Source organism: Verrucomicrobium spinosum DSM 4136 = JCM 18804 (genome assembly GCF_000172155.1).
In the GTDB taxonomy this organism is placed as follows: domain Bacteria; phylum Verrucomicrobiota; class Verrucomicrobiia; order Verrucomicrobiales; family Verrucomicrobiaceae; genus Verrucomicrobium; species Verrucomicrobium spinosum.
The window spans coordinates 7975287-8000525 of sequence record NZ_ABIZ01000001.1; the positions used below are offsets into that span (position 1 = coordinate 7975287).

The window sequence follows — 25239 nt, forward strand, 5'->3', positions numbered from 1 at the left end:
TTGATTTCACAGGAAAAATCCACGAATTCCAGCCCAAAGTTGCCTTTGAGGATAGAATTTTCCTGCTCCTCCGTATCCGCCGAATCTCAGCGGCTCGTGAAATTCCCCACCACCGTCATCTCAGCACTCTCGGCCTTGAGGGAAAAGATTTCCTCACTGGCAGGGAAAGCAGAGGAGTCGAATCGATCTTGAAGATCGTCTGCGAATTCCTGAATAGCCTCCGCTCCGGCTGGGAAAACATAGAGGGAATTGCGGTCCGGCGTCACGACCCAGACCTCTTTGCCAAAGACTTTCTCAAAGATCTTTCCCAGAGAAGGGGCCGTCAGCAAGCAGGGGAAGAGGTGGTCTTCCCCCCGGTACACGGCGTAGATGACCTTTCCGGCTTCGTTTTTGATCAGTTCCGGCTGAAGACTCGCCAGCCGGCGGTCGGCAGCCTCGGCCGCTTTCCGTTGAAAGCTATCGGCGCTGATGCCCAGCTTGTTGAATTCTGACTCCGTGTAGGGCACGAGTCGCGAGGTTGAGGGATCCAGCTTCACTGGGGTGAACACCGTCAGCCGGGCCTTCGCCAGAGTCAGTGAGATGGAGGAGCGGACCACCTTGGGCTCTGGCAGCAGGAGGTAGTTCTCCACCCGGATCGGCACGGCCTTGGGGGTGGCCCCGGCAGGAGACTGGGCCAGCACGGAGGAGAACGGGGCCACGAGGACGGCGCAGGTGGCTGCCGTGCCGAGGAGAGGGAGAAGGAAGCGTCTCACGCCGCCACGTTCCCTGAGGTGGGCCATTCTTCAACTGGCAAATGCCGGGGCCAGGCACGACGTCACGCTTTCCTGTTGCGCGAGTGCGTCGTCAGACGGATGTGGCCCCATGATCGCCTACCTCCGCGGCCACTTGGTCGAAGCCCTGCCCAACCAGCTCACGGTGGACGTCAACGGCGTAGGCTATCTCTGTCTGGTGCCCCTCTCCACCTACGACCGGCTGGCGGGTACGCAGGGGGAGGTGAGGCTGCTGACGCACCTCAACATCACCGAGCGCGATCACACGCTGTTTGGCTTCGCCACCGCTGAGGAGCGGGACCTCTTCCGCCTCCTGATCAATCGCGTGAGCGGCATTGGCCCCAAGATGGCGCTGGCGGTGCTCAGCGGCATGGCCGTGGGCGACTTTAAAGACAACGTCATCCGCAACGACGTGACCGCGCTCTCCCGCATCAGCGGAGTGGGCAAGAAAACGGCGGAAAGGATCGTGCTGGAACTGAAGGACAAGGTGGGCATCGTGGATACCTGGCAGGCCGCCCGGAGCACGGGCAACAGTCTGGTGCCAGACCCCACCCAGGCTGCGCAGACGGATGCGGTGCTCGCGCTCATCGCCCTCGGCTTCAAGCAGACCGAAGCGCAGAAGACGGTGCAGGATCTCGTGAAGAAGGCAGGTGGCGTGGTCAGCGCGGACAAGCTCATCCGCGATGCTTTGAGGAACCTCTGACAGTCGGCCTCCTGGCGCCTTACTTCAGCGTCTCCCAGTTGGAATTGCCCAGCCCCTTCTCGATGAACCAGTCGAGGTTCACCGACTTGGGGTCGTTGCCCAGGCGCTTCACCCGGGCCCGCTGGGTGTCCACGAGGAAGAACCCCCTCATGGGGAACACGCGCAGGCCCCGGTAGTCCAGCGCCCACGCCATGACGCGGTGTACCCCGGGAGGGAGCTGCTCAAAGCTGAACCGGCCGGTGAATTTGGCGAGCCCCTCATTCGGCAAATGACCCTCGGGCACATGGGTGAACTGGAGGTCACGTGCCATCACCTCCATGAAGTACAGGGGCAGACCTGTGACTTGGGTGACGTGGAAGATCTCCCAGTGCCCATCGTGGGGGTCTTTATAGGTCAGCAGCACCGCATCTGCCACCCTCTCGCGATTGGGCAGGCAGGCATAACCCCAGACCGCACCGGAAACTCCCTGCTCGTCATTAGTTTGCACCACGCAGGCAGAGAGTTCTGCGGTATTGCTGCTGAGCAGCTTGGGGGTGAGGCTGAAGTTGTCCAACCGGGAATTCTTGAGCATGGCGGGCCTGAGGTGGCCCAGGTCATCCGCCTTGCGCGCCAAGTTGCGATTCCCCGCCACATCCCCCTCCACGGCAAGAGGGAGCTTGTAGAAGAGGGTGTTGGCCGCGCCGCGGAGCCGTGAGGATTCCCACACGGCCATCATGCGCCAGCCGAAGGACCACGAGATGGCCTGCATGAAAATCAGGGCAAAGGCACCTGCTGTGAGAGACTGGAGAATGAATCGGCGGAGACCTGGCTGATGCTGACCCAGATGCCGGGCAATGAGCCAGACGAGCACAATTAAAGCCACCGTAAGCGGCACGGCGTGGATGACATACCGGGCATGCACGGCATTGTCTCCCGTCGTGGTGGCCCAGGAACGGCCAAGAGAGGTGAGAAAGGCCGCGCCCACGGAGTAGGTGCCTAGCAGGAGCCAGGGAAGCAGACGCTCACGAAGCGCCTGCTCGCGGAAATGCCGGAGCCAATAAGCTGCGCATCCGCCAAACAGGGCCAGGGATGAAGCGCCCAACCACAGGCTGGTATGCATGAGGGACAGGCTCGATCCCCGGGCCAGATGGCACCCCAGGAAGCGGAGGATGAAGCTGGCGGCGGCCTTCGGCCGACGGACGAACTCGCTGACGTTCCGCCCCATGGTGGCCTCCTCTCCTTGTTTGTAGGAGAAAGCTCCGTCCACTTCGTTCTTCAGGCCGTGGAAGTAGAGGATAGCCGTGATCCCAAAAATGAAGAGCCAGGCCACCAGGAACCACTGGCGCTCCCTCCCCGCCTTCAGCGCACCGGACCACCAGATCATGGGCACCATGAGCACCCAGACGAGCAGGCCGGTGGCAAAGGTCTGGGTGGCACACTCTGCACAGAGGACGGCGAGCACGAGGCGCAGCCACGCCGGCCAATGGGACCGGAGCAGTACCACCAGCGCGGTGGTGAGGAAGAAGGCCGGACAGGCCACCTGAAACATCATGGGCCACAGCACGATGCGGTACTGCATGGGGGACAGGATGGAAACACTGGCCAGCGCCAGCAGCGGCCACCACTGGGCAAACGCGGCACCCGAGGTGCGACGGATGAGCAGGCCCACATTTGCCGTTGTGAAGCAAAGCAGCAGCCAGGAGAACCACATCTGGCGGGTATATTCCCCGGGCCAGTAGTGGTGAAAGAGCATGATCACCCCGCGGACGAAGGCCATGCGGTGCTCCATCTGCACGAGGAAAAAGTCCCGCCAGGTGAGCTGACCTGCAGCCGCCTTCACATCCATGTCCACGAACATCCAGTCATCCAGAAAGGGGATGTTCACCTTATACTCCTGGATCATGCGATTCAGGAGGATCGCAGGCAGGAGAATGAGGAGCCAGCAGCCACTCTTCTTGAGCACGGGCAGCCACGCTGCCAACCGGGACCGCCAGGTGCCCGCCGCATGAGTGTTGCTTGAAGTCATAGGCCGTCCAGTCATCCGGTCTCAGCAAGAGCACCCGATGAAGCCTCTGGCAGGTGAATTTTCCCTCATCCCAGTGTGGCCTGGCCAGACAGCGTCAGACCTGCCAAGGGCACTCTCAGGGTCATCACGGTGTTGTCCGGCTTGGAGGCGGCGGTCAGGGAGCCCTTGTGCTCTTCCGCGATCCATCGGGCAATGCTGAGCCCAAGGCCGCACCCTTCTGTGGTGCTGCCCCGGGAATTCCCGCTGCGGAAGAAGCGGTCAAAAATCTTGGGCAACTCGTCTGGACCGATCCCCCGCCCGCCGCTGCGCACGGTGATCACAGCCTGCTCACCCTCCTGTCGCAACTGGTACTCCACATACCCATCCAGCCGGTTGTACTTCACCGCGTTGTCCGTGAGGTTCAGCAGGAGCTGGCGCAGGCGGTGGCGATCCCCCCGTACACTACAGGGTGTGCCGATGACCACGTTCACGCTGAGATTGAGCGTCTGCCCCAAGATGGAGGCTTCCCCAGCAGCGTCCCGCACCAGCTCAGCCATGTCCAGATCCTCCACCAGGAGGTGCACCTGATGAGCATCTGCCTGGGTCAGGAAGGTGAGACCAGAGACGATGCGGTTGAGTCGCTCGATCTCGTCCAGCCAGTTTGCCACCCGGTCCCGGTGGGTCTCGGACAGGGCGGTATCCATGAGGGCCTGCTCAAAACCGTTGCGCAGGATGGTGAGCGGGGTCTTCAGCTCATGGGACGCATGCAGGGTGAACTCCCGCACCTCCTGAAACGCCGTGTCCAGACGCCGTGTCATGTCATTGAGCACAGAGGTCAGACGATCCAGTTCATCGCCGGTACCCCTCAGGGGTATCTGCTGGTGCAGACTGTCCTGGTTGATCTTCTCCGCTGCCTGGGTCAGGGCCAGAATCGGGGAAAGCGCCCGCCGGATGAGCCACCAGCTCACGGCCCCAAGCAGCAAGACGGGAACACATGACGCCGCCGCAGCCGCAAGAAAGTAGGACCAGTCTGCGGTGCCCGTCCCCTGAAGCGGCCCCCCTTCCCTGGCCAGTTCCAACCAGGTGAACAGGACCGAAATGACTCCGGCAAGCAGGAACAGACAGGTGTGCGCCCAGAAGAGCCGTGTGCGCAGGGACCTTTTCATTTTCATGGTTGCTTGTCCGACATCAGGTAGCCCACTCCCCTGACGGTGTGCAACAGCGGAATAGCGTGCCCCTGATCAATCTTGTCGCGCAACTTGCGGACGTACACATCCACAAGGTTCGTGCCCGGGTCAAAGTTGTAGTCCCAGACGAGGCGGAGCAGCATGGTGCGATTGCAAACGGTGTCCACATTCTGCATGAGCACCTGCACGAGCCGGAACTCGCGAGGGCTGAGCTCGATGTTCTTGCCAGCCCGCTGGGCCACGCGGTGGGGCACATCCAGCGTCAGGTCCGCCAGACGCAGGAGGATGGCACCCGACTCCCCTCCCCGGCGGGCGATGGCGCGAATACGGGCCACCACCTCCCCCATGGAGAAGGGCTTTGCCAGGTAGTCATCCGCCCCGGCATCCAGGCCGCTGATGCGGTGGTCCACATCGCCCCGGGCAGAAAGCATGAGCACCGGGGTGGAGTTATGCATGGCCCGAAGCTGTTTGACGATGGAGAGCCCGTCTTTGCCAGGCAGCATGATGTCCATGATCACCGCATCAAAGGCCTGGGTGCTGATGCACTGCACGGCTTCGTCACCGCGCATCAATACCTCGGCAGTCCAGCCCGCGTCCGTGATGGATTCCCGCAGGGCTTCGGCCGTGCGAGGGTCGTCTTCCACTACCAGTATGGTCATGATTTCAGGGGCTCGCCCCGGAGCGGGGCAAAAAAGAAAGGTGATTGAAAGGGATACGGATGCTCAGATGGAAGATTCCCAGCTTCCAGCGAAATGGCCTTCATGGAAACTCGAATGAATCAAGTTTCATACGGGTCTGAGCGGTGCCGCAAGCTGGAGGCGAGTATGGGTTTTTAGAAGTTTTTCATGACACCGAGGCGGAGCAAAGTATTCGAGAGCTTTCGTTAGCCCAGTATTCAAAGCAGGGGGGGCCGACTGACGAGCGAAAGCTCTGGACTCCCCTCCCCGCCCCCCTTTGGTCATCGAGTGACGCTGGACGGCATGCTGCCGGGCAAGGCTCCCTTCAAAGTACGGGTACAGCACCGGAGCCCAGAAAGCGTTGCCGCAGGTGAAACCTGGGCACTGCTTCCTCGATCGCACACAGGACGCTAGTCCCCGGCCTGCTGATTTTTGCGGGCCGCTGCTTGAGTGCGGTGGTGGGTGATTTCTTCCGGGGTCAGCAGTCCATCCCCATTGTCGTCGGCAGAGTTAAAGCGCCGCTCCAACTGGGGAATGGTCAGGCCGCGACCCTGGTTCGCGGTGACAAATTCCGGCCACGTCAGAGGGTGCGGCGGCACCGCCATGATGCGGGTTTTTTTCCGACTCTCCACTTTGGGTTCGAAGAACCACCAGACACAGGAGGAGGACATGAGGGTGGCCCCGAACAGGGCGATGGTGCGCACCAGGACAATCATGACAGAGACAGGCGGGAGGTGGGGCGGAGACGCGCCGAGGGTGCAACCTTTCCTTCCGGATTGCAAGCATATCAAAAAAACTGATCTTGTTTGGCGGACTCAGCACGCGAGCGGCAACTGGCGTCCGAAGTCCTCGCAATTCCCGCTGCATCCTCTATCCTGCCCACCATGCCCGAGGCGTCTCCCCAGCCCAAGCGTCCCCGCCGGTTCTGGCGGCGTTTGTTCCGGTGGATCTTCCTGCTGGGATTCCTGAGCGTGCTCGCTCTGAGCGGCGGGTTGTGGTGGGGCTACGTGGAACGCGTCAGCCTGGCCAACCGGGCCTTGGCACAGATCGGCCCGTATCAAGCCCAGCTGGAGGGACTGGACCTGAACCGCAACGGCCACCTGGAAGTGCGGGGCCTGGTGCTGAAGGACCGGCAAAGCGGTGCGACGGTGCTGCGCCTGCCGCGGGTGACGGGAGAAGTAGGCATGGATCACCTCCGGTCCAAGCGGCTGACTGAGATCACGGTGGAGGAACCCGAAATCCTGGTGGATCAGCGCTGGCTGCAAGGGTCCCCCGCAGCTCCCCCTGCCAAGCCGGTGGACCCCACCAAGCCGCCCGTGCTGGCAGGTTATTCCATCGGTCGTTTCCGCGTCAAAAATGCCAGGATCAGCTTTCATCCCAATGCCCGGACCACGGCCGAGGTGACGATCAACTACGAGGCGGAGGATGTGGCGGTGGACGCCAGCGGTCGAATTCGCAGCGGAGAGCAGGAACTGGCGCTACAGCAAATCAAGATCAACTCGGAGTCCGATGGGGCCCGCCCGGTGCGGCTGGAAGAATTTCGGATCAAAGGCCGGGTGAAGGAGGGGGTGCTGGAACTGGATGAACTGGCCTTACAACAACCCGAACTCCATGCCACGCCAACCCTGCTTGCTGCGCTGATGGGCACGGCCGCAGAGATGAAAGAACAACACGTGGCGCGGCAGGCAAAAAGCAAACCAGACACGGTGCCCGTGATCAAAACGCCGGAAGTGAGCGCCGGAGCGGGATCCCTGCTGACCGGTATTCGCATCGGCCGGCTGGAGATTGTGGACGCCGGAGTTTCGGCGAAGCGGTTCGTGGAGGGCAACCCCATGGGCATGGTGCTGCCAGAGAGCGAAGTCCACTTCACCTACCGCACCTCTGGCATCGAGTGGCGGTTTGGACAAGCCCCCACCATGGGCGCTCATGCGCTGGAGGTGGCCTATCTGAGCGTGGCCGCTCCCGGCAACCAGGGCCACATACGCATGAAGGAGGCCCAGCTTCAGGTGGCAAAGCTCCAGGAAGGGCAGCCGGTACGGGTGGAGCGGCTTCAGATGCTGGAGCCTCAGGTGCGCTGGACCCCGGTGCTCAGGAAACTACTGAATCAGGTTCGTGGCCAACAGGCCGCTCCGGCCGCCGACGCCGTGCCAGACTCAGCAAATGCTGCCAGGAAGGCAGTGTTCCCCGGTGTGCTGCTGGTGAAGGCGGACCTGGATAAGGCCGATGTATCCATCAAGGATGCGCAACTCATGCCTTTCTCCCTGGAAGTGAAAGGCGGCGTGAACACAACCGACCTGCTGCTGGACGCCACCGGCTGGCACTCAGCGCAACGCCAGTCTCTGGCGGTGGAGCAAGTCAGGCTGACCTTCCCCCCTGCCCCAGGCGGTGCCACCAAGAAGCCCTGGCTGGAACTGCCGCGCGGGGAACTGGTGATCACCCCCGATGAATGGACCCTCACCAAACGTGTGGAGCGGCTCATGCTGGAAAAACCGGTGGTCAGAATTCGGGACGGCAATACCCCGTGGCTGACCACTCGCTCGACCGAACCGGACCTGGCGGGGCCTCCCTATCCGGTGCCGGAAGGTCCGCCCCCACCCGTCGCGGAGGGGCCGGAGACGGCCAGGGTGTCACAGATCGCGGAAACTACCTCTGCGGCGGAAAAGCAGGAGCCTGCAGAGGATGACGGGATGCCCTGGTGGAAGCAGCTCCACTTTGGCGAGGTGCGGGTGCGGGAGGGGCTCGTGGACCTGCTGGGTGACCTGCCCAAGCCGGTGGATGCCCGTGCCACCATCCACCTGAGCACGGACACCTCCTCAGAGGACGACCCGCTGCACCGGGTGAAGATCGAAAACTTCTCCGCCAGCCTGCCCACCCTTTCCCGGCTGCCCTTCCCCGTGGCCCAGGCCACCGCGCTGGAGGGGGCGGTGCGGCTGCCCCAGATGTGGACCCAGCGGCGGATCGAGGAACTCAAGCTCACCGGTGCAAGCGTGGACGCCGGGGAGCCGCTCATGCGGCTCTTCGAGACCGAGACACCCGGCAAGAACGCAGAGGCCATGGCAGAGAATGATGCGACAGAGGAGCTGCCCGGCCCTCCCATCCCCAAACCAGAACCAGCCGCCACTGCTGAAGCACCGGCCCCGCCGTGGGAAGTGGGTCAAATGGCCGTGGAGCAGACTCAAGTAACCATCTCGAACCTCATTCCCGGTCTTTCCTCCGTGAAGTTCGGCGTGGCGTTTGATGCCAGGGACCTCCCGCTGTCTCCAGAGGGGCTCTCCTCCCACATCGCCCCCCAGCGCATCGAGCTCGCCAACTTGCGTGTGCCTTCGCCGTATGAACCGCTGCGCCCGGTGGCGGAGCTGGACAGTGTGTTCCTCAGTTTCACCCTGGGCGGGCTCATGCGGAAGGAGATCGACAAGGTGGAGATCGTGAGCCCCACGCTCTATGTGGGTGAGGACCTCTTCTGGTATGTGGACTACTACCGCAAGTACGTGATGGAAGGGGCCAAGCCGGGCATGCCAGTGCCCATGGTGGTGGCGGCCGGGGATGACCCTGCCTTCGTCCAGGATGTGGCCGCTGCGGTGGTGGCGGCAGAGCCTCCTACAAGCCAGGCAGCCTGGAGTGTGAACACACTGCAGGTGCACAGCGGAAAACTCATCGTAGCCCCCAAGGGCAAGCCCCTCAAAGGGTTCCGCGATCCCTTCCCCTTCAACATCAACACCCAGGTGACCCGCGGCACCCTCCAGGCGGATCTGGACATCCCGGAGGACACCTATGAGATCCCCGACCTCAACCTCCAGCTTGTGAACATGAAGGGGCAGGTCAAGTTCAACCTGCCCATCAAACAGCGGGACAACAACCTCGTGGAAACCTTCGAGGTGGACAGCATCCGCTGGAAGGGGCTGCGCACGGGCAAGGCGTTCCTGAGCGTGACTTATGACTCTGCCGGGATCTATGCGCAGTTTGGTGCCGAGGCTTATGATGGCTATGTGAACGGGCAGGCGAACGTGTACCTGGATGACAGTTTCCACTGGGACGGCTGGATCGGTGGCAAGAACGTCACCACGCACGAGCTTACCGAGGTGCTCTGCCCCGGCTACTTCATCCTGGATGGCCGGGTGGAGGCCACGCTGGTGGCCCAGGGCAGCAAGGACGAGCTGTACCAGGCGGATGGTTCTTTCAAAAACCACTCCCCGGGCAAGTTCACCATCAAGGCGCTCAACGGCCTGATCAACGATCTGCCCAAGGAATGGGGCGACATCCAGCGGAAGCTCACCCAAATCGGACTGGAAACCCTGCGCGACTTCGAGTATGACCACGCCGAGGCGAACTGCCGCTTTTACGGACGCGAAGGAAATGGCATGCTGCATTTCAAAGGCCCGAACGGCTCCCGCAAATTCGAGATCAATGTCTATGACCACCGCTGGACCACGGACAAACCTGCCGCCACTGTCACCTCAGGCGAATGAGGCGGGCCTCCGGTGCCGTGCTCTGCTGCCGCTGCGCATGGGACTGCTGGCTGCCGCAAGCCTCACGTCCTGTAGCAACTTCAAGGTGGATGTGAACTCGCCCGAGCCCATCAAGGTGGACGTGAGCATGCGGCTGGACGTGTACCAGTACAAAGGCGACGAACCCGGCAAGCCAGACGCCGCCCTGGTGAGCTATGAGGAAGCCGTGGAACGCCAGCGCAACCGCATGGCTGAAATCCAGCGGCTCAAGGACAACCGCTTTGTAGCCGAGGATCACCGGGGGATGCTGCATCTGCGCCAAAAGCCCGCCGGTGACTGGGGCGAGTACGTGGAGCGCACGGTGAATGCGGAAAACGAAGACCGCACCCTGCTCATGCGGAAGGTGGCCAAGGACTCCAACAAACCCCTGCATGAAGTGCAGGCTGAGCAGTGGAAACTCCGCACCGACAAAGCCTACCAGGGCGAGTGGATCGAGGTGCCAGGCGACAAGCCCAACTCCTTCAAGTGGATCCAGTCCGACGGTCCCCGAGTGAAGAAAACCGCCTCCGCTCCCGGGACCGTTCCCGATGCCGGCACCCCTGCGCCAACCGCCGACGCGAAACCTACGGAAACGGGTGGTGCGACGGGGGCGGAATGAGGGTTTCGATTGAACCACAGAGGCACAGAGAACACAGAGGAATGGCTTTTTAGACAGAATTAACGGAATTAACAAAATTGGATCCTGAGTTCAGTTCCTCCATTCAGAAGCTGAACCCTAATTCCGTAAATTCTGTTAATTCTGTCTAAACCTCAGTTTCAGTCTCTGTGTTCTCTGCGCCTCTGTGGTTAAACTGAATTCCCTCAATTTCTTGGCACATCCACAGGTGGCCATTTGGGGCCGATGTTCACCTTGTCGCCAAGCTCCCTCGGCTTGGTGTTGAGCACCTCCACGTCCAGTACGGCCATGACGCGGGCACCGATCTCGCGCAGGTACATCTTGAACATCCACTGGGGATCCGCGTCTTCCGCATTGAAGGCCACGCTGTCGGGCAGGCCAAAGCGGCGGGCCATGTAGAGGGCTCGCTCGTTGTGAAAATTCTGGGAGATGATCGTCATGTCCCGCTGGCCAAAGATCTGCCGGGCGCGCACCACGCTGTCGAGCGTGCGGAAACCCGAGTAATCGCAGTAGATGCGATCTGCGGGAATACCTTTGGCGATGAGGGCATCCTTCATGTCTTGCGGCTCATTCTGGCCGTCCCGGTTGTTGTCGCCGCTCACCAGGAGGAACTGCACCTTGCCCGCCTCCAGGAGTTTGGCTGCGGCATCCACCCGGGCATTGAAGAAGGCGTTGTCATGCGGGCCCACTTTCTTCACGCACCCCAGAACCAGCCCCACGTAGCGCACAGGGATGTCATCCACCGAGCGATACACCTGCTTGTGCGAAAGCGCCCAGACGATGCCGTAGCAACCCCCGACGATGAGCAGTGCGTGCACGCTCAGGATCATGAGCCGCGCCAGCCAGCGTCGGATAAAGGCGTCAACCCACGCGATCTCCCTCCTCAGGCGTTCGCCAAAGGTGGGCTGGTGGATCCCAGGGTGGCCGACATGAGAGTGGGCGGCGGCTTCGTCCTCGTCTTGACGCATCGGCTAGCATCCTGCCTTATGCGGGCATTGATTCAACGGGTTTCGGAAGCGAGTGTGACCATCGAAGGCACGGTGACAGCCAGGATCGGCACAGGGTACCTCGTGCTGCTGGGCGTCGAGGACGAGGATCACGCCGAAGACGCCATCTGGCTGGCCACCAAGATCTCCAAGATGCGCCTCTTCTCCGATGCCGAGGGCAAAATGAACGCCGCCCTCGATGAAGTAGGCGGTGATGTGCTGGTGGTGAGCCAGTTCACCCTCCACGCCGCCACCAAGAAAGGCAACCGTCCCAGCTACATCCGCGCCGCCCGACCCGAAAAGGCCATCCCTCTCTACGAACGTTTTGTCCACGAGCTGGAAACTGCCACCGGTAAAAAAGTCCCCACCGGCGTCTTCGGGGCGGACATGAAGGTGGCGTTGGTGAATGATGGGCCCGTGACGATTTGGATGGATTCGAAGCTCAAAGAATAGACGCCAGACTGCCAGACCTCAGACCCCAGACCTGAGGTTTAGCTCCCGGTCTGCGCCAGCGTAGCGCCGATTGGCAATTGGAAGGGATCATTGATCACCCCTGACCACCCCTGTGCGCAGTGCCCGCATGGACTTCAGATCGCCAAAGTCGGCCTCCTTCATAGGGCGAGCCCCAGACTTCCGATCCGACTGGAAGCGGTCTCGATGGGATTGAAAATACTCTTCCACAAAGGCTTCACTGCCCACGACTACGCCACGTGAGAAATACCGCACCTGATGGCGCAGACCCTCTTGAAGAGAGAGCTTGGGCTGAGTCTGCCTGCCTCTCCGTTTTGGACTTTCTTCCCCACCTTCGGTGACGGGTGCTTTGGCTGCCTTCTTTGACTGGTTGAGTGTGCGTTTCTTTGCCTGGCCTGATGACGGTTCTGGCTCGTCCGGCACCAGAAGCGGGTCGTATGCGTGGAGAATTTTTGCAGCCGAGGGCAGCCGCGATCCACCATCGACCGTTTGCAACCCTGTCACTTTCGCGAGAGCTGACAGGGCCTTCCGGTTCCCCGACCCGGCCTCCGCATAGTTGCACCAAGTGTAGTCCGCGGGATCGTTCACAAGTCCGGCTCGGACGGGGTTGAGATCCAAGTAGGCGGACAGTACTGAGAGGGCCTGCGCTTTGTCCTCCACAAGCACGCTCGCAAACCGCTCCTCCCAAAGCGTGCCGCGTCGGCCATTGCGCTTGTTGAACCAGAGGCTGAACCGCTGTTTGAGTTCTTTCATGAACTGACTGACATCCCACATGCGACCCAGGTATTTTTCTTTGAGTTCATCCGCCTGCCTGCCCCCCTTCCTGGACTGGCTGCGGAGTGCCGCCAGTTGTTTCGCGAGATCCTCGACATAAGGCTTCGCGTAAATCAGACGCAGTTGTTTGATAAGCCATTCATCGGTGAAGTCCCGGGCTTCCGCTCCAACCGGCCTGCTTTTGACCTCCACAAGCACATGAAAGTGGTCCGTCATCACCACGTAAGACAGGATCCGGACCTGGCAGAAGGTCTCATAGGCCCGCATCAACCTGACGAATTCGTCCTTTGCCTCATCGTCCAGCACACGCTGACGCCCCACCACCCGCGAGACGCAATGGTAGCAGGCTGATCCGGTGGCAGTGTCGGCGTAGAAGCGTGGAGAAGCCATGAACGAAAGTGTCCCAACCATCACAAAGAGCAAGCCTAATGGCACCTGCCGAAGTCACCACCGGGCTCACGAAGCTCGCTCGACCAAACATGATGACCCTGGATGGGAAGTTGATCCGCAAAGTGGCCAGTCCCAGCAGCCGTTTCTGAACCAGCGCTGGTCGGGTATGGATTGAAAGAGGACCTCGGGTGAGGTCCTAAAGTCGCGGGAGACAAGCAGGGATCTGTCACCGGCGGGGATGCTTGATGGCTTCGACGTCGTTGGAATGGGGGGGGGGGAATTCGCAGGAGAGCCCCTCCGGCGATACGAGCATACCGGCATAGCAACACCCAAAAAGGATCATGAACCAACCATCGCCACACATCGAACATGCATGCCAAATTCCCGTGGCGAATTGCGCCGCCTAAGCTAGACATGAGGAATGTCCGAACCTCATCGGTACCAGCATTCAGTCAGTTCGAGTGCTGCCGTGGAGCAGGAGCTCGAGGCTATTGACGCTACTTTCAAGCGGGTGTCGAAGACCAAGGCAAAGGCCAGAGCTTTCCTCACACGAGCTGGCATTCTCAATAAAAATGGCAAGCAGGCAAAGGCGTACCGCTAGATCGAGCCATGCCTTGGAGTCGATACGAGTTGGGCATCCGACAGCTCGATCACATCCAGATTTGCGTAAGGCATCCCGGCTCCGTTGTCGGTTGCTTTCTGCCACGAACGATAAGTTAAGAGCAGCCTCCAGCACTTGATGGGGTCAACCGACTACGAAATGGCCCGGCACTCTCCCCCCTTGCACCGCCCCTCCCCCGGCGTTATAGCCATGCCCCGGTTTGCGGGAGTTTTTCGCTCTGTGGACCGGTGTGCCGCCCATGCCTGACGATTCCTCCCAGCCCTCTGTCCCGCCGATAGATCCCCAGCCGGCTGCGCCTCCGGCGCGGAAGCGGCTGGCGTACCTCTACAGCCGGTACCCGTATTTCTCCCAGACGTTCTGCGACACGGAGATGCTGGCGCTCCAGGCGCGGGGTTGGGACCTGGTGGTGGGGTCGATCTATCCGCCGGAGGACAGTTTCCGGCATCAGCGGCTGGATGGGCTGGCGGCACCGGTGCTCTACGCCCCCCCTCCGCCGGCGCTGGCGGCGCTGGAAAAGGCGGCGCGGGCTGATGGACGGTGGCCGGAGGCGATGGTAGCCCGGCATGAGAAGGCCTACGGAGCCAGCTACCAGCCGAAGGTGAGGGCGCGCAATGCGCTGTATTTTGCCGAGCAGTTCAAGCGCTTCGGCGTGGAACATGTGCACGTGCACTTCGCCAATCGGGCGACGCATACGGCCCTGTTCCTAAAGGAGCTGACCGGCCTGCCGTTCTCCTTCACGACCCACGGCCAGGATTTCATGGTGGACCTGGGCAGCGACGCGCTGCTCAAGGAGATGTGTGACGCGGCGGCGTTCATCGTCTCCGTCTGCGACTACTCCCGCGATCTCCTGGCGCAGAAGTGCCCGGAGGCGGCCTCCAAGATGGTGCGCATCTATAACGGCATGGAGCCGGGCGACTTCCCCGGAGCGCGTCCGCCGGTGATGAACCGGCCCCCCGGCCCCACCCGGCTGCTGAGCATTGGGCGGCTGATCGAATTCAAGGGCTTCCACCGGCTCATCGAAGCGGTGGGCATGGCCAAACAGAAGGGTGCGGATCTCAGCCTCCGGATCGTGGGCGAGGGCCCCTGGCGGGATCAGTTGCAGGGCCAGATCGACAGTCTGGGCTTGAACCATGCCATCACCCTTGTGGGCCGCCGCAGCCTGGAAGAAGTAGCGGGCGAGTTCGCCGAGGCGGAAGCCTTTGCCCTGGCCTGTGTGGTGGACAGCAAGGGAGCCAGCGACCTGCTGCCCACGGTGATCACGGAGGCCATGCTAAACGCCCTGCCGGTGATCAGCACCACGGTGGCCGGCGTGCCCGAAATGATCGAGCATGGCAGGACGGGCTACATCGTCGCCCCCAACGACGTGGAGGCCTTTGCTGCGGCGCTGGTCAGGATCTCCAGCTACCCTGCCCACGCCCTGGCTATGGGAGACTCGGGTCGGCGACTGGCCTCAGACCGCTTTGCGGTGGCCAATACGATCGCGCAATTGACAGCGAAATTCTCCGAAGCCGGGACCACCCAACCCGCCCCTGCGGCGCAGGTGGTGAATCCTGTGGTATGGGGCTTTTACGATCTGGCCCTGCCCGACCGTCTGAAGTGGCTGGAGCGGGAACAAGCCCCCTTGAGCGAACTGGATGGCCGGGTGGTGGCAGCCGGGGGCCGTGCCGATGAAAAGGCCCTCCAGACGCTGGGCAAAACCGTGTGGGATCTGGAATGGCTGCCGGATGGCATTGTGCTGGAATCTGAATGGCGCATGCGGGCCCCCTGGCGGGCACAACTGGAAGCGCTGCGCACGGATCTGGCCACCTCGGTGGATGGTGAAGTGTTTTTGCGCGCGGCACGTCGCGCGGTCTGGCTGGCGGTGCGGATCAGCCGGAGCCAGGAGCCGCCCCGGCTTCTCTATGGACCGGGGGGCGAGGAAGCCCTGACGGTGTGGCTGGCCTCCCGGCTCACCGGGGTGCCGTGCGCCGCGGCGTTCGAGGAAGGCACACGCTGGTCCACACAGATCCTGCGCCGCATGGCTGGCGAAGCCCAGTCGGTGAGCGATGCCTCAGGCAAGGTGGAAGGATCGCGGGATGTCATTGGGCATGCGCTGGAGTCGCAGAACGCTGACGCCAAACCAGCAAACGGCAAAAGCTCCAACGACAACGAGAAAACCAGCGGGCGGACCTTCATCAACTGGCTGCAGCGCATCCGCGTCACTCCCAAGGCCACCTCCGACCTTGCCGCCCAGGGCACGCCCCCTGCGCCCGTTCCCGCTGCCAAGACCGCCCTTGAGACTGACTCTGATTCCGTTTCCACCGACGCATGACCGCCCCCCTTCCCACCGCCCCATCATCCGCCAGCGCGGGACGGCCAAGGCTGGCATATCTGCACAGCCGGTATCCGGTTATTTCCCAGACCTTCATCGACAATGAGATCCTCGGCCTGGAGGCGGCCGGATGGGAGGTGGTGGTGATTGCCTTGAACCCGCCGAAGAACGACATCCGTCATCCGCGGCTCAACGGGCTGAAGGCTCCGGTGCTGCACGCCCCACCCCAGGTGATCCGCAAGGAGGTGGAGACCCGCCTCAAAGCGGAGAAACGCTGGCCGGAAGAGCTGATCGCGAAGCACGCCCATCTGCCTGGCGTGGGCCGGGAGCGGGCTGAAGCCGCCTGCCGGAACATCGCGCCCTTCGTGGATCTGCTGCCCGCACTGGGTGTGGATCACGTGCACCTGCACTTTGCCAACCAGGCCACTCATTCGGCGTTGTTTCTGAAAGCCCTGACGGGCCTGACCTATTCCTTCACTCCACAGGCCCAAGACTTCCTGGTGGATCTGGGTTCTCCGGAACTGCTCCAGGAAATGTGTCGCGAAGCGGAGTTTGTGGTCACCGCGTGCGACTTTGCCAAACAGGAACTGGTCCGCATGTGCCCCGATAGCGATGGCAAGATCATTCGCATCTACAACGGCATCGACCCTGACAACTACAAACACGCGCATCCGATGCCGGGCAAGGGAGCGCTTCGGGTGATCAGCGTGGGACGCCTCATCGAGTTCAAAGGCTTTCACAACCTGATCAACGCCATGGATCTGGCACGCAAAGAAGGCGTGCATGTGGATCTGGAGCTCATGGGCGACGGCCCGTGGCGGCAGCGCCTGGAGAAGCAGGTGGCGGACCTGCATCTGGGAACCCAGGTGACCTTCCACGGCACGGTGAACATTGAGCAGATGAAGCGCGGCTTTGTGCAGGCAGATGCTTTTGCCCTGGCCTGCATCACCGATGAAAAGGGCGCGGCCGACATGCTGCCCACCGTCATCACGGAGGCCATGTTCACCCGTCTGCCGGTGCTGAGCAGCCGCGTGGCTGGCGTGCCCGAGCAGGTGGTGGATGGCGAGACGGGTTTCCTCACCGAACCCGGCGACGAAGCTGCTCTGGCACGGGCACTGGTACGTCTGGCCACGGAGGAAGGGCTGGCCCAGAGGCTGGGTGAAGGCGGCGAGAAGCGTGCGAGGGAGAATTTTGCCCTCGGTGTGACCCTGCCTGTGCTGGCCGGAAAGTTTGAATCGGTGGCCAAGGGAGCGCTTCGTGCGAAGCCCGCCCCCGCGAAGCTGGTGGCGTACTATGACCTGAACCATGCCGAGAGCCTGGCGCTGCTGGAGATGGAATACCCCGTGCTGGCGGAGCTGGGTGCCCAAGTCTGGGTGCGAGGAGGCAACCTGACCTGGCGCGAGCTGGAAAAGCTGAAGAACGGCCTGCTGCACCTGCTCTGGCTGCCCGATGGCATGGCGCTGGAGATGGAATGGAGCCACTGGCCCGACGAACGCGCCAAACTGGAGAAGCTCCGGGGCGAACTCTCCACCTCGGTGGATGGTGAGGAGTTCTTTGAAGCCGCGCGCCGGGCGCTCTGGCTGGCCGTGCAAATGAAACGCTTTGGCCCGCCCGCGGTGGTTTACGCCCCCAGCACCAACGAAGCCCTGGTCGCGTGGATTCTATACCAGGTCTGGGGTTTGCCCTTTGCGGTGGCTGGAGAGCGCGTGGATGCGTTCGACGGGAAACTGCGAACCCGGTTGTTCGCCGATGCGAAGATCAAGGCTCTGACCAAAGAAGGCAATCCTCTGGAACGCCCCGGGGTTCCCGGAAAGAACCCTCGCGGGTTGTTGAAAGGGATCTGGTACGGGAAGCGCCGGGCGGTGTTCCGGAAGTGGTTGGCGGGAGTGAGGGGGGCCTAGTGTTTGGAGCTTGAGGGCGCGGGCACGGTCTGAACATAGGTAACACATTTGGGAGCGAGGGTCGCTCAGGTCTTCAGTTGAAGCTGATCCCCAGCGGGGATCTGTAGCACAGCCCAATCTTGACGAGCCTCAAGCGAGTCAACGTTGGGTAAGGTCAGAGAAGCTCCAACGCTGAAAGCGTTGTGTAGATGCTTCGTCTCCTGAGCACCCTGGAAAGCGGACGTTGTGATCTTGCAACAACGCCATACCACTCACCCAGCCCACGTTGCGTTGGGTCATTGAACCTTCCAATGATCCGCAGCTGCCATAGACCAGGAAATTTGTGCCTCCTTACGTCGACAACTACAGCCCGTAGCGACGTCGGCTTGGCAGAGGGTCGCCCAAAGACTTCGACGCGGGCGCAGGCAGCCTGGCTTATGCAGCCTGCCTGCGGTCAACGACTTCAACGCAGCCCTCGTCCACCTCTCCGCTCACGGACCGACGGGGGCCGTCGGACTACTCCCGACACCACGCCACGGTGTTGGCCGATGGTCCCCATCGGCTCAGTCGCCGCGGGGACGCGCGCTCAAGCCTCCTACCTCCATTCCCCGCGCCCAGCTCGGAAAATCAGCCTGCCCAATCTCCCATCGGCGAGACACACCATCCCCAAACCCACCGAACCCAACACCGATGTAGTTGTCGACGCAAGGAGGCACTAACTGAAGCGTCTGCAGCGCCGCTTTCACGGCGCATCACCAAACAACCATCCAGACCGCCGCAATTCCTTCGGAGCAAAGTTCCATTCCTATCCAACTCAAGGTAGACACGCTCGAAGCTCGTCCAACCTTGGGCTGTGTTACGCACCTCATTCTGGGATGAATGAACTTTGGATCCACGTTGAATCGCTCCGCCGCAATCCAAAATCACAAATCCAAATTCAAAAATCCCTCCCGCCCCCTACCCTCCCAAACTTTCCGCCTGCTCCAGCACCTGCTTGAACGGCACGCGCTCAAGCATGGCGAAGGCATCATGCTTGGTGAGCCGGGCTCGGGAGGTGGCGGGGCTGGCGATGCCGCAGAGGAACCTCGCCAGCTGACGTGGAGCACGCAGCGGGGCGAGGCCCTGGCGTTGAAGCTCCTGGATGCGCTGAAGATGCTCCACGGTGATGGAGGGCACGGGTGACTGAGGGATGACCTTGGGTTCGAGGTGATTGCCAGCCTGACCGCTCCGGCAATTTCCGCAGGTGCCACAATCTGACGGCATCTCTTCACCAAAATAACGCAGCAGATGCCGGGTGGTGCAGCTGGGATCGACCGCGAGCTCCAGCACGCGCTCCAGCCTGCCCGCATCCTTGCGCTCACGCTCGGCAAAGAGCGTCTGCATGCGCTGACAGATCGCGCCGGGGTCACGCTTGGTGGCGTCATCGCAGAGACGGAAGCGGTGACGTAGGCCGGTAGGTTTGCACTCGATGTCGCCCGACTCCTCCAAATAGGTGAGCGCCTTCAGGATGCGCTCGCGGGTCTCACCAATGGCGGCGGCGGATTCGTCCACATTCAGTGTGACCCATCGCGTGCCGCGCTTGCCGCTGTTGAAAAGTTTTCTCAAGAACTCCTGGCGCTCCGGCTTGTGCCCGGAGAGCAGACGGGCCTCGCCGTGCACGAACCGAACCTGATACCCGCTGTAGAAGGCCCCAAGGGGAGTGAGCACCTGGTCGAGTTCGAGGTAAGTGAGCACGGTTTCCAGCACCAGGGGACGGATGTCGGTGCTGTGCGCGAGGTCATAGCGGCTGATGTCAAACTCATGCCCCTGACGCAGGAGGTGATCCACCACCTGACGAAGCGCGGCGGGAGTGGGAGTGTCCCCGTACACAAAGTTCTGCAAGACCACGAGGTCATCGGCACAGGCGAGCATCTCGCAGTGCGAGCCCTGGCCATCGCGGCCGGCACGTCCGATCTCCTGCTGGTAGTTCTCCAGGCTCTTGGGCAGATTGTAGTGGTAAACGCTGCGGATGTCCGCCTTGTCGATCCCCATGCCGAAGGCGATGGTGGCCACAATGACGTCCACACCGCCGGACATGAAGGCGTCCTGCACTTCGTTGCGATGGTCATCCGGGAGGCCAGCATGATAGGCCCGGGCATGGACCCCGGCTTTGCCCAGATAGGTGGCCACCTCTTCCGCCGTCTGCTGCAGGGTGACGTACACAATGGCGGGAAAGTGCCGCTCCTCCTGGAGTTTTTGAGTGAGGAGGGCCAGGCGCTGCTTCACCGGCGCCGGCGTGATCTGGATGGCGAGGTTCCGCCGCAGGAACGTCGTCTGAATGTGGTCCTCCGGCGCGATGCGGAAGGTGCGCCGGATGTCTTCCGCAACGCCGGGCGTGGCTGTAGCGGTAAGCGCCAGCACGGGGTGAAGCTGTAGTTTCCTTGCAACCTCCGCCAGACGCAGGTACTCGGGGCGGAAGTTGTGCCCCCACTCAGAGATGCAGTGGGATTCATCGATGGCCAGGAGAGAGATCTTCACGCGGCTCAGGCGTTCCATGAAGGACTCGCTCATGAGTCGTTCCGGAGCGATGTAGAGGAGCTTCAACCGGCCGGAACGCATGTCGCCCAACACTTGGCCGACCTCATCGCCGCTCAGGGTGGAGTCCAGCCGGGCGGCAGGGATGTTCTTCGCCCGCAGTGCTTCCACTTGGTCCTTCATCAGCGCAATGAGTGGCGAGATGACCAGGGTGAGGCCGTCCATGAGGAGGGCGGGCAGCTGATAGCACAGGGATTTGCCGCCTCCCGTGGGAAACACGGCGAGGGACGATCGCCCCGCAAGAAGGGCCTCAATGACCTGCTCCTGTCCCTCACGGAACGCGTCATGGCCAAAATACTGTTTCAGCGCGGTGCGCAGCTCACTGCCCATGATGAAAAGAGGCGGCTCTAAGCCTGGAGTTTGAGGTTTGAGATTTGAACTATGAAGCTTGGGGCCTGCCTCTCAGCCCTCCTCGTGATTGCGCATGAAGTCGGCAACCTGGGCGAAAAAGCCCCCCAAAGTAGGGGCGAGATCTTCCGGAATGCCCACCTCCTTCATGGCCGCCCCCATGAGGTCCAGCCAGCGATCGCGCTCTGCCACCCCGATCTTGAATGGGGCATGACGCATGCGCAGACGGGGATGCCCCCGCTCCTGGATGTACTGGTCCGGCCCGCCGAAGCGAAAGATCAGGAAGTCCCGCAGACGGCGTTCGGCACCTTCCCAATCCTCGGGCGGGTACATGGGCCCCAGCAGGTCATCCGCCTTCACACGGCGATAAAAGGCCGCCACGAGCCGCGTGAGCGCCTCTTCACCAAGCCGGGTATAGAATGTGTCCACCATCGAGGTTTTTTCTTCCTGTGTTCAAAAGAACAGATCGATGCGAAGAGTGGAATTGTCCACAAGTTTGTCTGGCTCGATCGTTTGAAAAAAGCAGATTCCGCCCACTTTGGCCGGGGTCCGCCAGCGCGTGTGTTGGTTTTCCCCAAATTTTGGGAACAAACGGGCGACACGCGCCTCGTATTCATTGAACAGTCTCATCGTCGTTGACCCATGAAATTTCCCCTCCTCTTTGCCCTTATGAGTGCCGTTGGACTCTCTGCCTCCTCTGCTGCCGAACCCGCCGCTGAAACCAAGGCCACCCCGGCGGCCGCCAAAACGGAAGAGGCCATCTTTGGCGGTGGCTGCTTCTGGTGCACGGAAGGCTGCTACCTCATCGTGAAAGGCGTGACCAAGGTGGTGAGCGGCTACACTGGCGGCCACGTGGAAAACCCGACCTACAAGCAGGTGTGCACCGGCGAGACCGGCCATGCTGAAGTGATCAAGGTGACCTTTGATCCCACCGTGGTGTCCTACAAGGATCTGGTGGACCTCTTCTGGTACGCCCACGACCCCACCACGCTGAACCGCCAGGGCGCAGATGTGGGCACTCAGTACCGCTCCGCCATCTACTACACCAGCGAGGAACAGAAGAAGATCGCCGAGGTCTCCAAGGCGGAACACGCCAAAGAGTTCTCCTCCCCCATCGTGACCGAGATCACCAAGGAGGCCAAGTTCTACCCCGCCGAAGACTACCATCAAAATTTTGCCAACAACAACCCCACCCAAGGGTACGTGTGCAACGTGGTGCTGCCCAAGGTGGACAAGTTCAAAGCCAAGCTGAAGAAGCTGGCGAAGTAAGGTCCTACAAAGCGGATACTTGAGAAGTCATGACGGGAGCGGAGTAGATCCGCTCCCGTTTTTGCTTTCTTCTAGTAGCGCAGATTGGCAATCGGCACGCGTTGCGGGCAGGCGGCGGGTACAAGCTCACCCCGCCCCTCCCAAGCGGAAGTAAAGGAGGCGGGGGTTCCCAGGCACGCGGAAGACTGAGGTGTAGCGGCGATTGACACCACCAGCGAATCTGCCGCCCAACAGAAGCTCCCGGCTAGATGCCGGAAACGGCACGCAGGATGCGTGCGCTCCCCAACTCTGAAGGATCGGGATCACACAGATCCCTCCGAAATCCCTGCGAGTCTGTGATCCTCCAAGATCCTGGCCACCTTGCGCCCCATGCTGCCCTGTGGCATAGCGGAGGCCTTGAAAGCCCAGTCCGTCCCGGCCCAACCCCTCGCTCCTCAGGCGCATGCCTCCGAGCCGCCCAGGGCGGTGCTCGCGGCGGTAACCGCCTTTTTCCTGTGGGGCGTGCTCCCGGTGTACTGGAAGGCCACGGTGTCCGTCGGCTCAACGGTGATCGTGGCCCACCGCGTCTGGGGCACAATCCTGTTTCTCATTCCCCTGCTGCGCTCCCGCGGGGAGCTGGGGGCTTGGGTGGCCGCTCTGAAGTCGCCAAGGTTGCTCTGGGTGCACGGCTGGGCCGCCCTGCTGCTCACCGCGAACTGGTCGCTCTTCATCTGGGCGAACCAGCACGGACGCATTGTGGAGGCCAGTGTGGGCTATTTCCTGAATCCCCTGCTGAACGTGCTGATCGGTTTTTTGTTCCTGGGCGAGCGGCTGACGCGGTTGCAGATCGTGAGCGTGAGCCTGGCCGCCCTGGGTGTGCTGCTACAAGTGGTCATTCTGGGCCACTTTCCGTGGATCGCCCTGCTGCTGGCCAGCACCTTTGGTGTGTATGGTCTGGTGCGCAGGAAGTCGCCGCTCGGCTCGCTGACCGGGCTGGCGCTGGAGACGGTGCTGGTGCTGCCCTTTGCCCTGGGATGGCTGGCCTGGTGCCATCTTCAAGGCCAGCCTCTCTGGGGCGGGGGCACCCCCTTGGAGGTGGGTCTGGTCGTCGGCGCGGGCGTGGCCACAGCGCTGCCATTGCTCACCTTTGCATACGCAGCGAGACAACTGCGCTTCAGCACCTTGGGTCTCCTCCAGTTCATCGCCCCCACCGGGCAGTTTCTCATCGGGGCGCTGTTGTACCATGAACCCGTCACTGCGGGAGCGTTGATGTCCTTTGGCTGCATCTGGGCCGGCGTGGCGGTGTTCTGCTTGGAGGCGTTTGGAAAGCGGTCGGGCAGCAAGCACTGACCCGGCTTAGCCCGGTCAGTCTTTCATCTCGCGGGATGTATCCGCCTTCTTCAACCACACCCAAGTCGCCCCCCAAGTACCACTTTGGCCGCCCGCTGGCCATTGCCAGGAGGCCACCATGGGCAGTTTCTCCAGCAGGCGATGCACGCCTTCGCGCAAAGCACCCGTACCCTTGCCGTGGATCACCCGGACGGTGGTGATGCCTTTTTCCAGACACGCTTCAAAGTAGTCCGGCAGCAGGTCACGGATCTCGTTAGGCCGGAAGGTATGTAGATCCAGCTCGCCTGTGATGGGAATGGGCACGGGCTCCAGGGACTCTGGATCGAAGTCCCAGGACTCCGATTCGGGCTCGTTGGATTCATCCTGGGGCATGACAGACTCGTGCCGAAGGATGCCACGTCGTCCAGCAGTTTTCGGCGCGACATGACGCACCAAAACGCCTCGTCACAACTCGTGGTGTTTTAGCCAACAGAAGCATGAACATGAAAACGCTTCTGCCTGTCGCCATGCTGCTTGCCACAGGTCTGCTTACGTCTTGCGGCAACGGTGCTGACAAGACCGCTTCGGGCACCGCCTACAATATCAACGTCACCAGCGACAATACTGCCAACTGGACGCAAGGCGATGGCAAGGCCAGCCTCAAGCATGTGGCCACGGAAGTGCCCAAAGTTCACAGCCTGCATTTTACCAACAAGGGCAACAAACTCATAGTGGCGGTGATGTTCCCGGGTGACGCTCCGCCTGCTGCTGGGAAGTACGTTTTTTGAAATTCTGTAGGTGCCGGAGTAGTGAGTGGCTTGTATGTGGACAACCGCGCCAAGATGGAGAGCTACACCGCGGCAGAGGGCACCATGGAACTAACCGTGAAAGATGGCGTGTACTCCGGCAAGTTTGAGTTCAAAGGCCAGGGCGGACCGATTGGCGGTGGGCAAAAGGAGATCAAGGTGAGTGGCACGTTTGAGGATGTGAAGTGAGGTGGGGGCGCAGGCGCGGCGGCGGCAGCTTAAAGTAGTGCAGAGCTTTAGCTCGGTATTGAAAGCCGTGACTAGCGCGACTGACGAGCTAAAGCTCTGCACTACTTTAGAGTTTTTCACCTTGGCGTCATCAAACAATGTGTTAGCAGTCGGCATGGCGTTCCAGCCTCTCAATCCACACGAGTCTGTCCATGTTCATCGCGAACGATTGCCCCATTGGCGACAGTGGGGAACCACCTATTTCGTCACGGCTCGTCTGGCGGATTCCATTCCCACCATCGCTGCTGAGAATTGGCGAATGAAGCGGGATGCGTGGTTGCGATCTCACCATTTGTCCTCTCTGGGCGAGCTGGAATCGCTGCCAGATGCCGTACGTCAGGAATATCACCGGGAGTTCACAGGGCGGTTTCATGAACTCCTGGATGCTGGCCATGGGGCCTGTTACTTGAGCGATCCATTTTCAGCTTCTCTCTTGGTAGAGAAGTTCATCGAGCGTGATGGTGCCGACTACCACCTGGATGGTTGGGCGATCATGCCCAATCACTTTCATGCATTGGTGGAGCCCATCGGAGACGCCCAACTCGGGAACATTCTGCAGAAATGGAAAGGAGGCAGCGCCAGGACCATCAATCAATCTCTGGGACGGATGGGACCACTATGGCAACGGGAATTCTTTGATCACATCGTACGAAGCGAAGCACAGCTTGACCACTTTCGACGCTACATCGGGGCGAACCCGGAGAAAGCTGGCTTGAGTAAAGGGTATGTGTTGGGTGTCGGGGTTGACGCGAGCTTGAGCAAGGCCATGATCTTCGATCGCTTGAACATAGGATAGCGGATCGTCTTCGGCAGCTTAATGTAGTCCAGAG

The 25239-nt window shown here is 61.5% G+C and carries 22 protein-coding genes; 12 read left to right on the top strand and 10 right to left on the bottom strand.

From position 1 onward, the window contains the following. Positions 1-86 precede the first annotated feature (86 nt). Positions 87-752 carry a hypothetical protein gene (locus tag VSP_RS32115; RefSeq protein ID WP_156345554.1) on the bottom strand — a complete coding sequence of 222 codons (666 nt, stop codon included), beginning with the start codon at positions 750-752 and terminating at the stop codon, positions 87-89. 109 nt (positions 753-861) lie between these two features. On the opposite strand from VSP_RS32115, the gene ruvA reads away from it, so the two are divergent. Further along, positions 862-1473, top strand: a complete 612-nt coding sequence (gene ruvA, locus VSP_RS32120; RefSeq protein WP_009965909.1) for a Holliday junction branch migration protein RuvA — start codon at positions 862-864, stop codon at positions 1471-1473. A 19-nt stretch (positions 1474-1492) separates the two neighbouring features. On the opposite strand, the gene VSP_RS32125 is transcribed toward ruvA, so the two are convergent. The 4 genes from VSP_RS32125 to VSP_RS32145 form a co-directional block, all read right to left on the bottom strand. Next, positions 1493-3478 (bottom strand): DUF2339 domain-containing protein, encoded by a 1986-nt coding sequence (locus VSP_RS32125; RefSeq protein WP_009965910.1) that lies wholly within the window; start codon positions 3476-3478, stop codon positions 1493-1495. A 65-nt stretch (positions 3479-3543) separates the two neighbouring features. Then, positions 3544-4623, bottom strand: a complete 1080-nt coding sequence (locus VSP_RS32130) for a sensor histidine kinase (protein ID WP_044133742.1) — start codon at positions 4621-4623, stop codon at positions 3544-3546. A 2-nt stretch (positions 4624-4625) separates the two neighbouring features. Next, positions 4626-5303, bottom strand: coding sequence for a response regulator transcription factor (locus VSP_RS32135; RefSeq protein ID WP_009965913.1), 678 nt, complete (start codon positions 5301-5303; stop codon positions 4626-4628). 428 nt (positions 5304-5731) lie between these two features. Continuing rightward, the gene (locus tag VSP_RS32145) at positions 5732-6037 is read right to left on the bottom strand and encodes an EF-hand domain-containing protein (protein WP_009965916.1); all 306 of its coding nucleotides are present in this window, start codon (positions 6035-6037) and stop codon (positions 5732-5734) included. A gap of 168 nt (positions 6038-6205) precedes the next feature. Between VSP_RS32145 and VSP_RS42835 the strand changes: the two genes are divergently transcribed. Together VSP_RS42835 and VSP_RS32155 are read left to right on the top strand one after the other, a co-directional pair. Next, entirely contained in the window at positions 6206-9787 is a 3582-nt protein-coding gene (locus VSP_RS42835; protein WP_009965917.1) for an AsmA family protein, read from the top strand. Then, entirely contained in the window at positions 9732-10424 is a 693-nt protein-coding gene (locus tag VSP_RS32155) for a DUF1318 domain-containing protein (protein ID WP_198141275.1), read from the top strand. Before VSP_RS42835 ends, VSP_RS32155 begins: the two co-directional genes overlap by 56 nt. A gap of 203 nt (positions 10425-10627) precedes the next feature. Here the strand turns inward: VSP_RS32155 and VSP_RS32160 are convergent, their stop codons facing one another. Beyond that, complete coding sequence (locus VSP_RS32160) at positions 10628-11410, bottom strand: SanA/YdcF family protein (protein WP_009965919.1); 783 nt, start codon at positions 11408-11410, stop codon at positions 10628-10630. Between the two features lie 18 nt (positions 11411-11428). On the opposite strand from VSP_RS32160, the gene dtd reads away from it, so the two are divergent. Then, positions 11429-11881, top strand: a complete 453-nt coding sequence (gene dtd, locus VSP_RS32165; protein WP_029190923.1) for a D-aminoacyl-tRNA deacylase — start codon at positions 11429-11431, stop codon at positions 11879-11881. A gap of 87 nt (positions 11882-11968) precedes the next feature. On the opposite strand, the gene VSP_RS32170 is transcribed toward dtd, so the two are convergent. After that, on the bottom strand, positions 11969-13063 hold the full coding sequence (locus tag VSP_RS32170) for a transposase (protein WP_009965922.1): 1095 nt from the start codon (positions 13061-13063) through the stop codon (positions 11969-11971). A gap of 421 nt (positions 13064-13484) precedes the next feature. Between VSP_RS32170 and VSP_RS42840 the strand changes: the two genes are divergently transcribed. The 3 genes from VSP_RS42840 to VSP_RS32190 all read left to right on the top strand — a co-directional run bounded on the left by VSP_RS42840 (position 13485) and on the right by VSP_RS32190 (position 17897). Further along, the gene (locus VSP_RS42840; RefSeq protein ID WP_029190924.1) at positions 13485-13664 is read left to right on the top strand and encodes a hypothetical protein; all 180 of its coding nucleotides are present in this window, start codon (positions 13485-13487) and stop codon (positions 13662-13664) included. 259 nt (positions 13665-13923) lie between these two features. Continuing rightward, complete coding sequence (locus VSP_RS32185; protein WP_029190925.1) at positions 13924-15996, top strand: glycosyltransferase family 4 protein; 2073 nt, start codon at positions 13924-13926, stop codon at positions 15994-15996. Further along, positions 15993-17897 carry a glycosyltransferase family 4 protein gene (locus tag VSP_RS32190; RefSeq protein ID WP_009965926.1) on the top strand — a complete coding sequence of 635 codons (1905 nt, stop codon included), beginning with the start codon at positions 15993-15995 and terminating at the stop codon, positions 17895-17897. The genes VSP_RS32185 and VSP_RS32190 overlap by 4 nt, the downstream gene beginning before the upstream one ends. 936 nt (positions 17898-18833) lie before the next feature. Here VSP_RS32190 and VSP_RS32195 read toward each other — a convergent pair. Continuing rightward, positions 18834-20780, bottom strand: a complete 1947-nt coding sequence (locus tag VSP_RS32195) for a RecQ family ATP-dependent DNA helicase (protein WP_009965928.1) — start codon at positions 20778-20780, stop codon at positions 18834-18836. Between the two features lie 72 nt (positions 20781-20852). Beyond that, entirely contained in the window at positions 20853-21230 is a 378-nt protein-coding gene (locus VSP_RS32200) for a globin domain-containing protein (protein ID WP_009965929.1), read from the bottom strand. A gap of 210 nt (positions 21231-21440) precedes the next feature. Here VSP_RS32200 and msrA point away from each other — a divergent pair, with 210 nt between their 5' ends. Both msrA and rarD read left to right on the top strand, forming a co-directional pair. Next, positions 21441-22067 carry a peptide-methionine (S)-S-oxide reductase MsrA gene (gene msrA / locus VSP_RS32210; protein ID WP_009965933.1) on the top strand — a complete coding sequence of 209 codons (627 nt, stop codon included), beginning with the start codon at positions 21441-21443 and terminating at the stop codon, positions 22065-22067. Positions 22068-22436: 369 nt separating this feature from the next. Beyond that, positions 22437-23396 carry an EamA family transporter RarD gene (gene rarD, locus VSP_RS32215; RefSeq protein ID WP_009965934.1) on the top strand — a complete coding sequence of 320 codons (960 nt, stop codon included), beginning with the start codon at positions 22437-22439 and terminating at the stop codon, positions 23394-23396. Between the two features lie 15 nt (positions 23397-23411). Here rarD and VSP_RS32220 read toward each other — a convergent pair whose 3' ends face one another. Next, positions 23412-23768 (bottom strand): Smr/MutS family protein, encoded by a 357-nt coding sequence (locus tag VSP_RS32220; RefSeq protein ID WP_009965935.1) that lies wholly within the window; start codon positions 23766-23768, stop codon positions 23412-23414. A gap of 110 nt (positions 23769-23878) precedes the next feature. Here VSP_RS32220 and VSP_RS32225 point away from each other — a divergent pair, with 110 nt between their 5' ends. The 3 genes from VSP_RS32225 to VSP_RS38485 all read left to right on the top strand — a co-directional run bounded on the left by VSP_RS32225 (position 23879) and on the right by VSP_RS38485 (position 25205). Continuing rightward, complete coding sequence (locus tag VSP_RS32225) at positions 23879-24163, top strand: hypothetical protein (protein ID WP_156346356.1); 285 nt, start codon at positions 23879-23881, stop codon at positions 24161-24163. Positions 24164-24184: 21 nt separating this feature from the next. Then, positions 24185-24370 (top strand): hypothetical protein, encoded by a 186-nt coding sequence (locus VSP_RS42845; protein WP_009965937.1) that lies wholly within the window; start codon positions 24185-24187, stop codon positions 24368-24370. A 67-nt stretch (positions 24371-24437) separates the two neighbouring features. Continuing rightward, complete coding sequence (locus tag VSP_RS38485) at positions 24438-25205, top strand: transposase (RefSeq protein WP_232289599.1); 768 nt, start codon at positions 24438-24440, stop codon at positions 25203-25205. Positions 25206-25239: the final 34 nt, after the last annotated feature.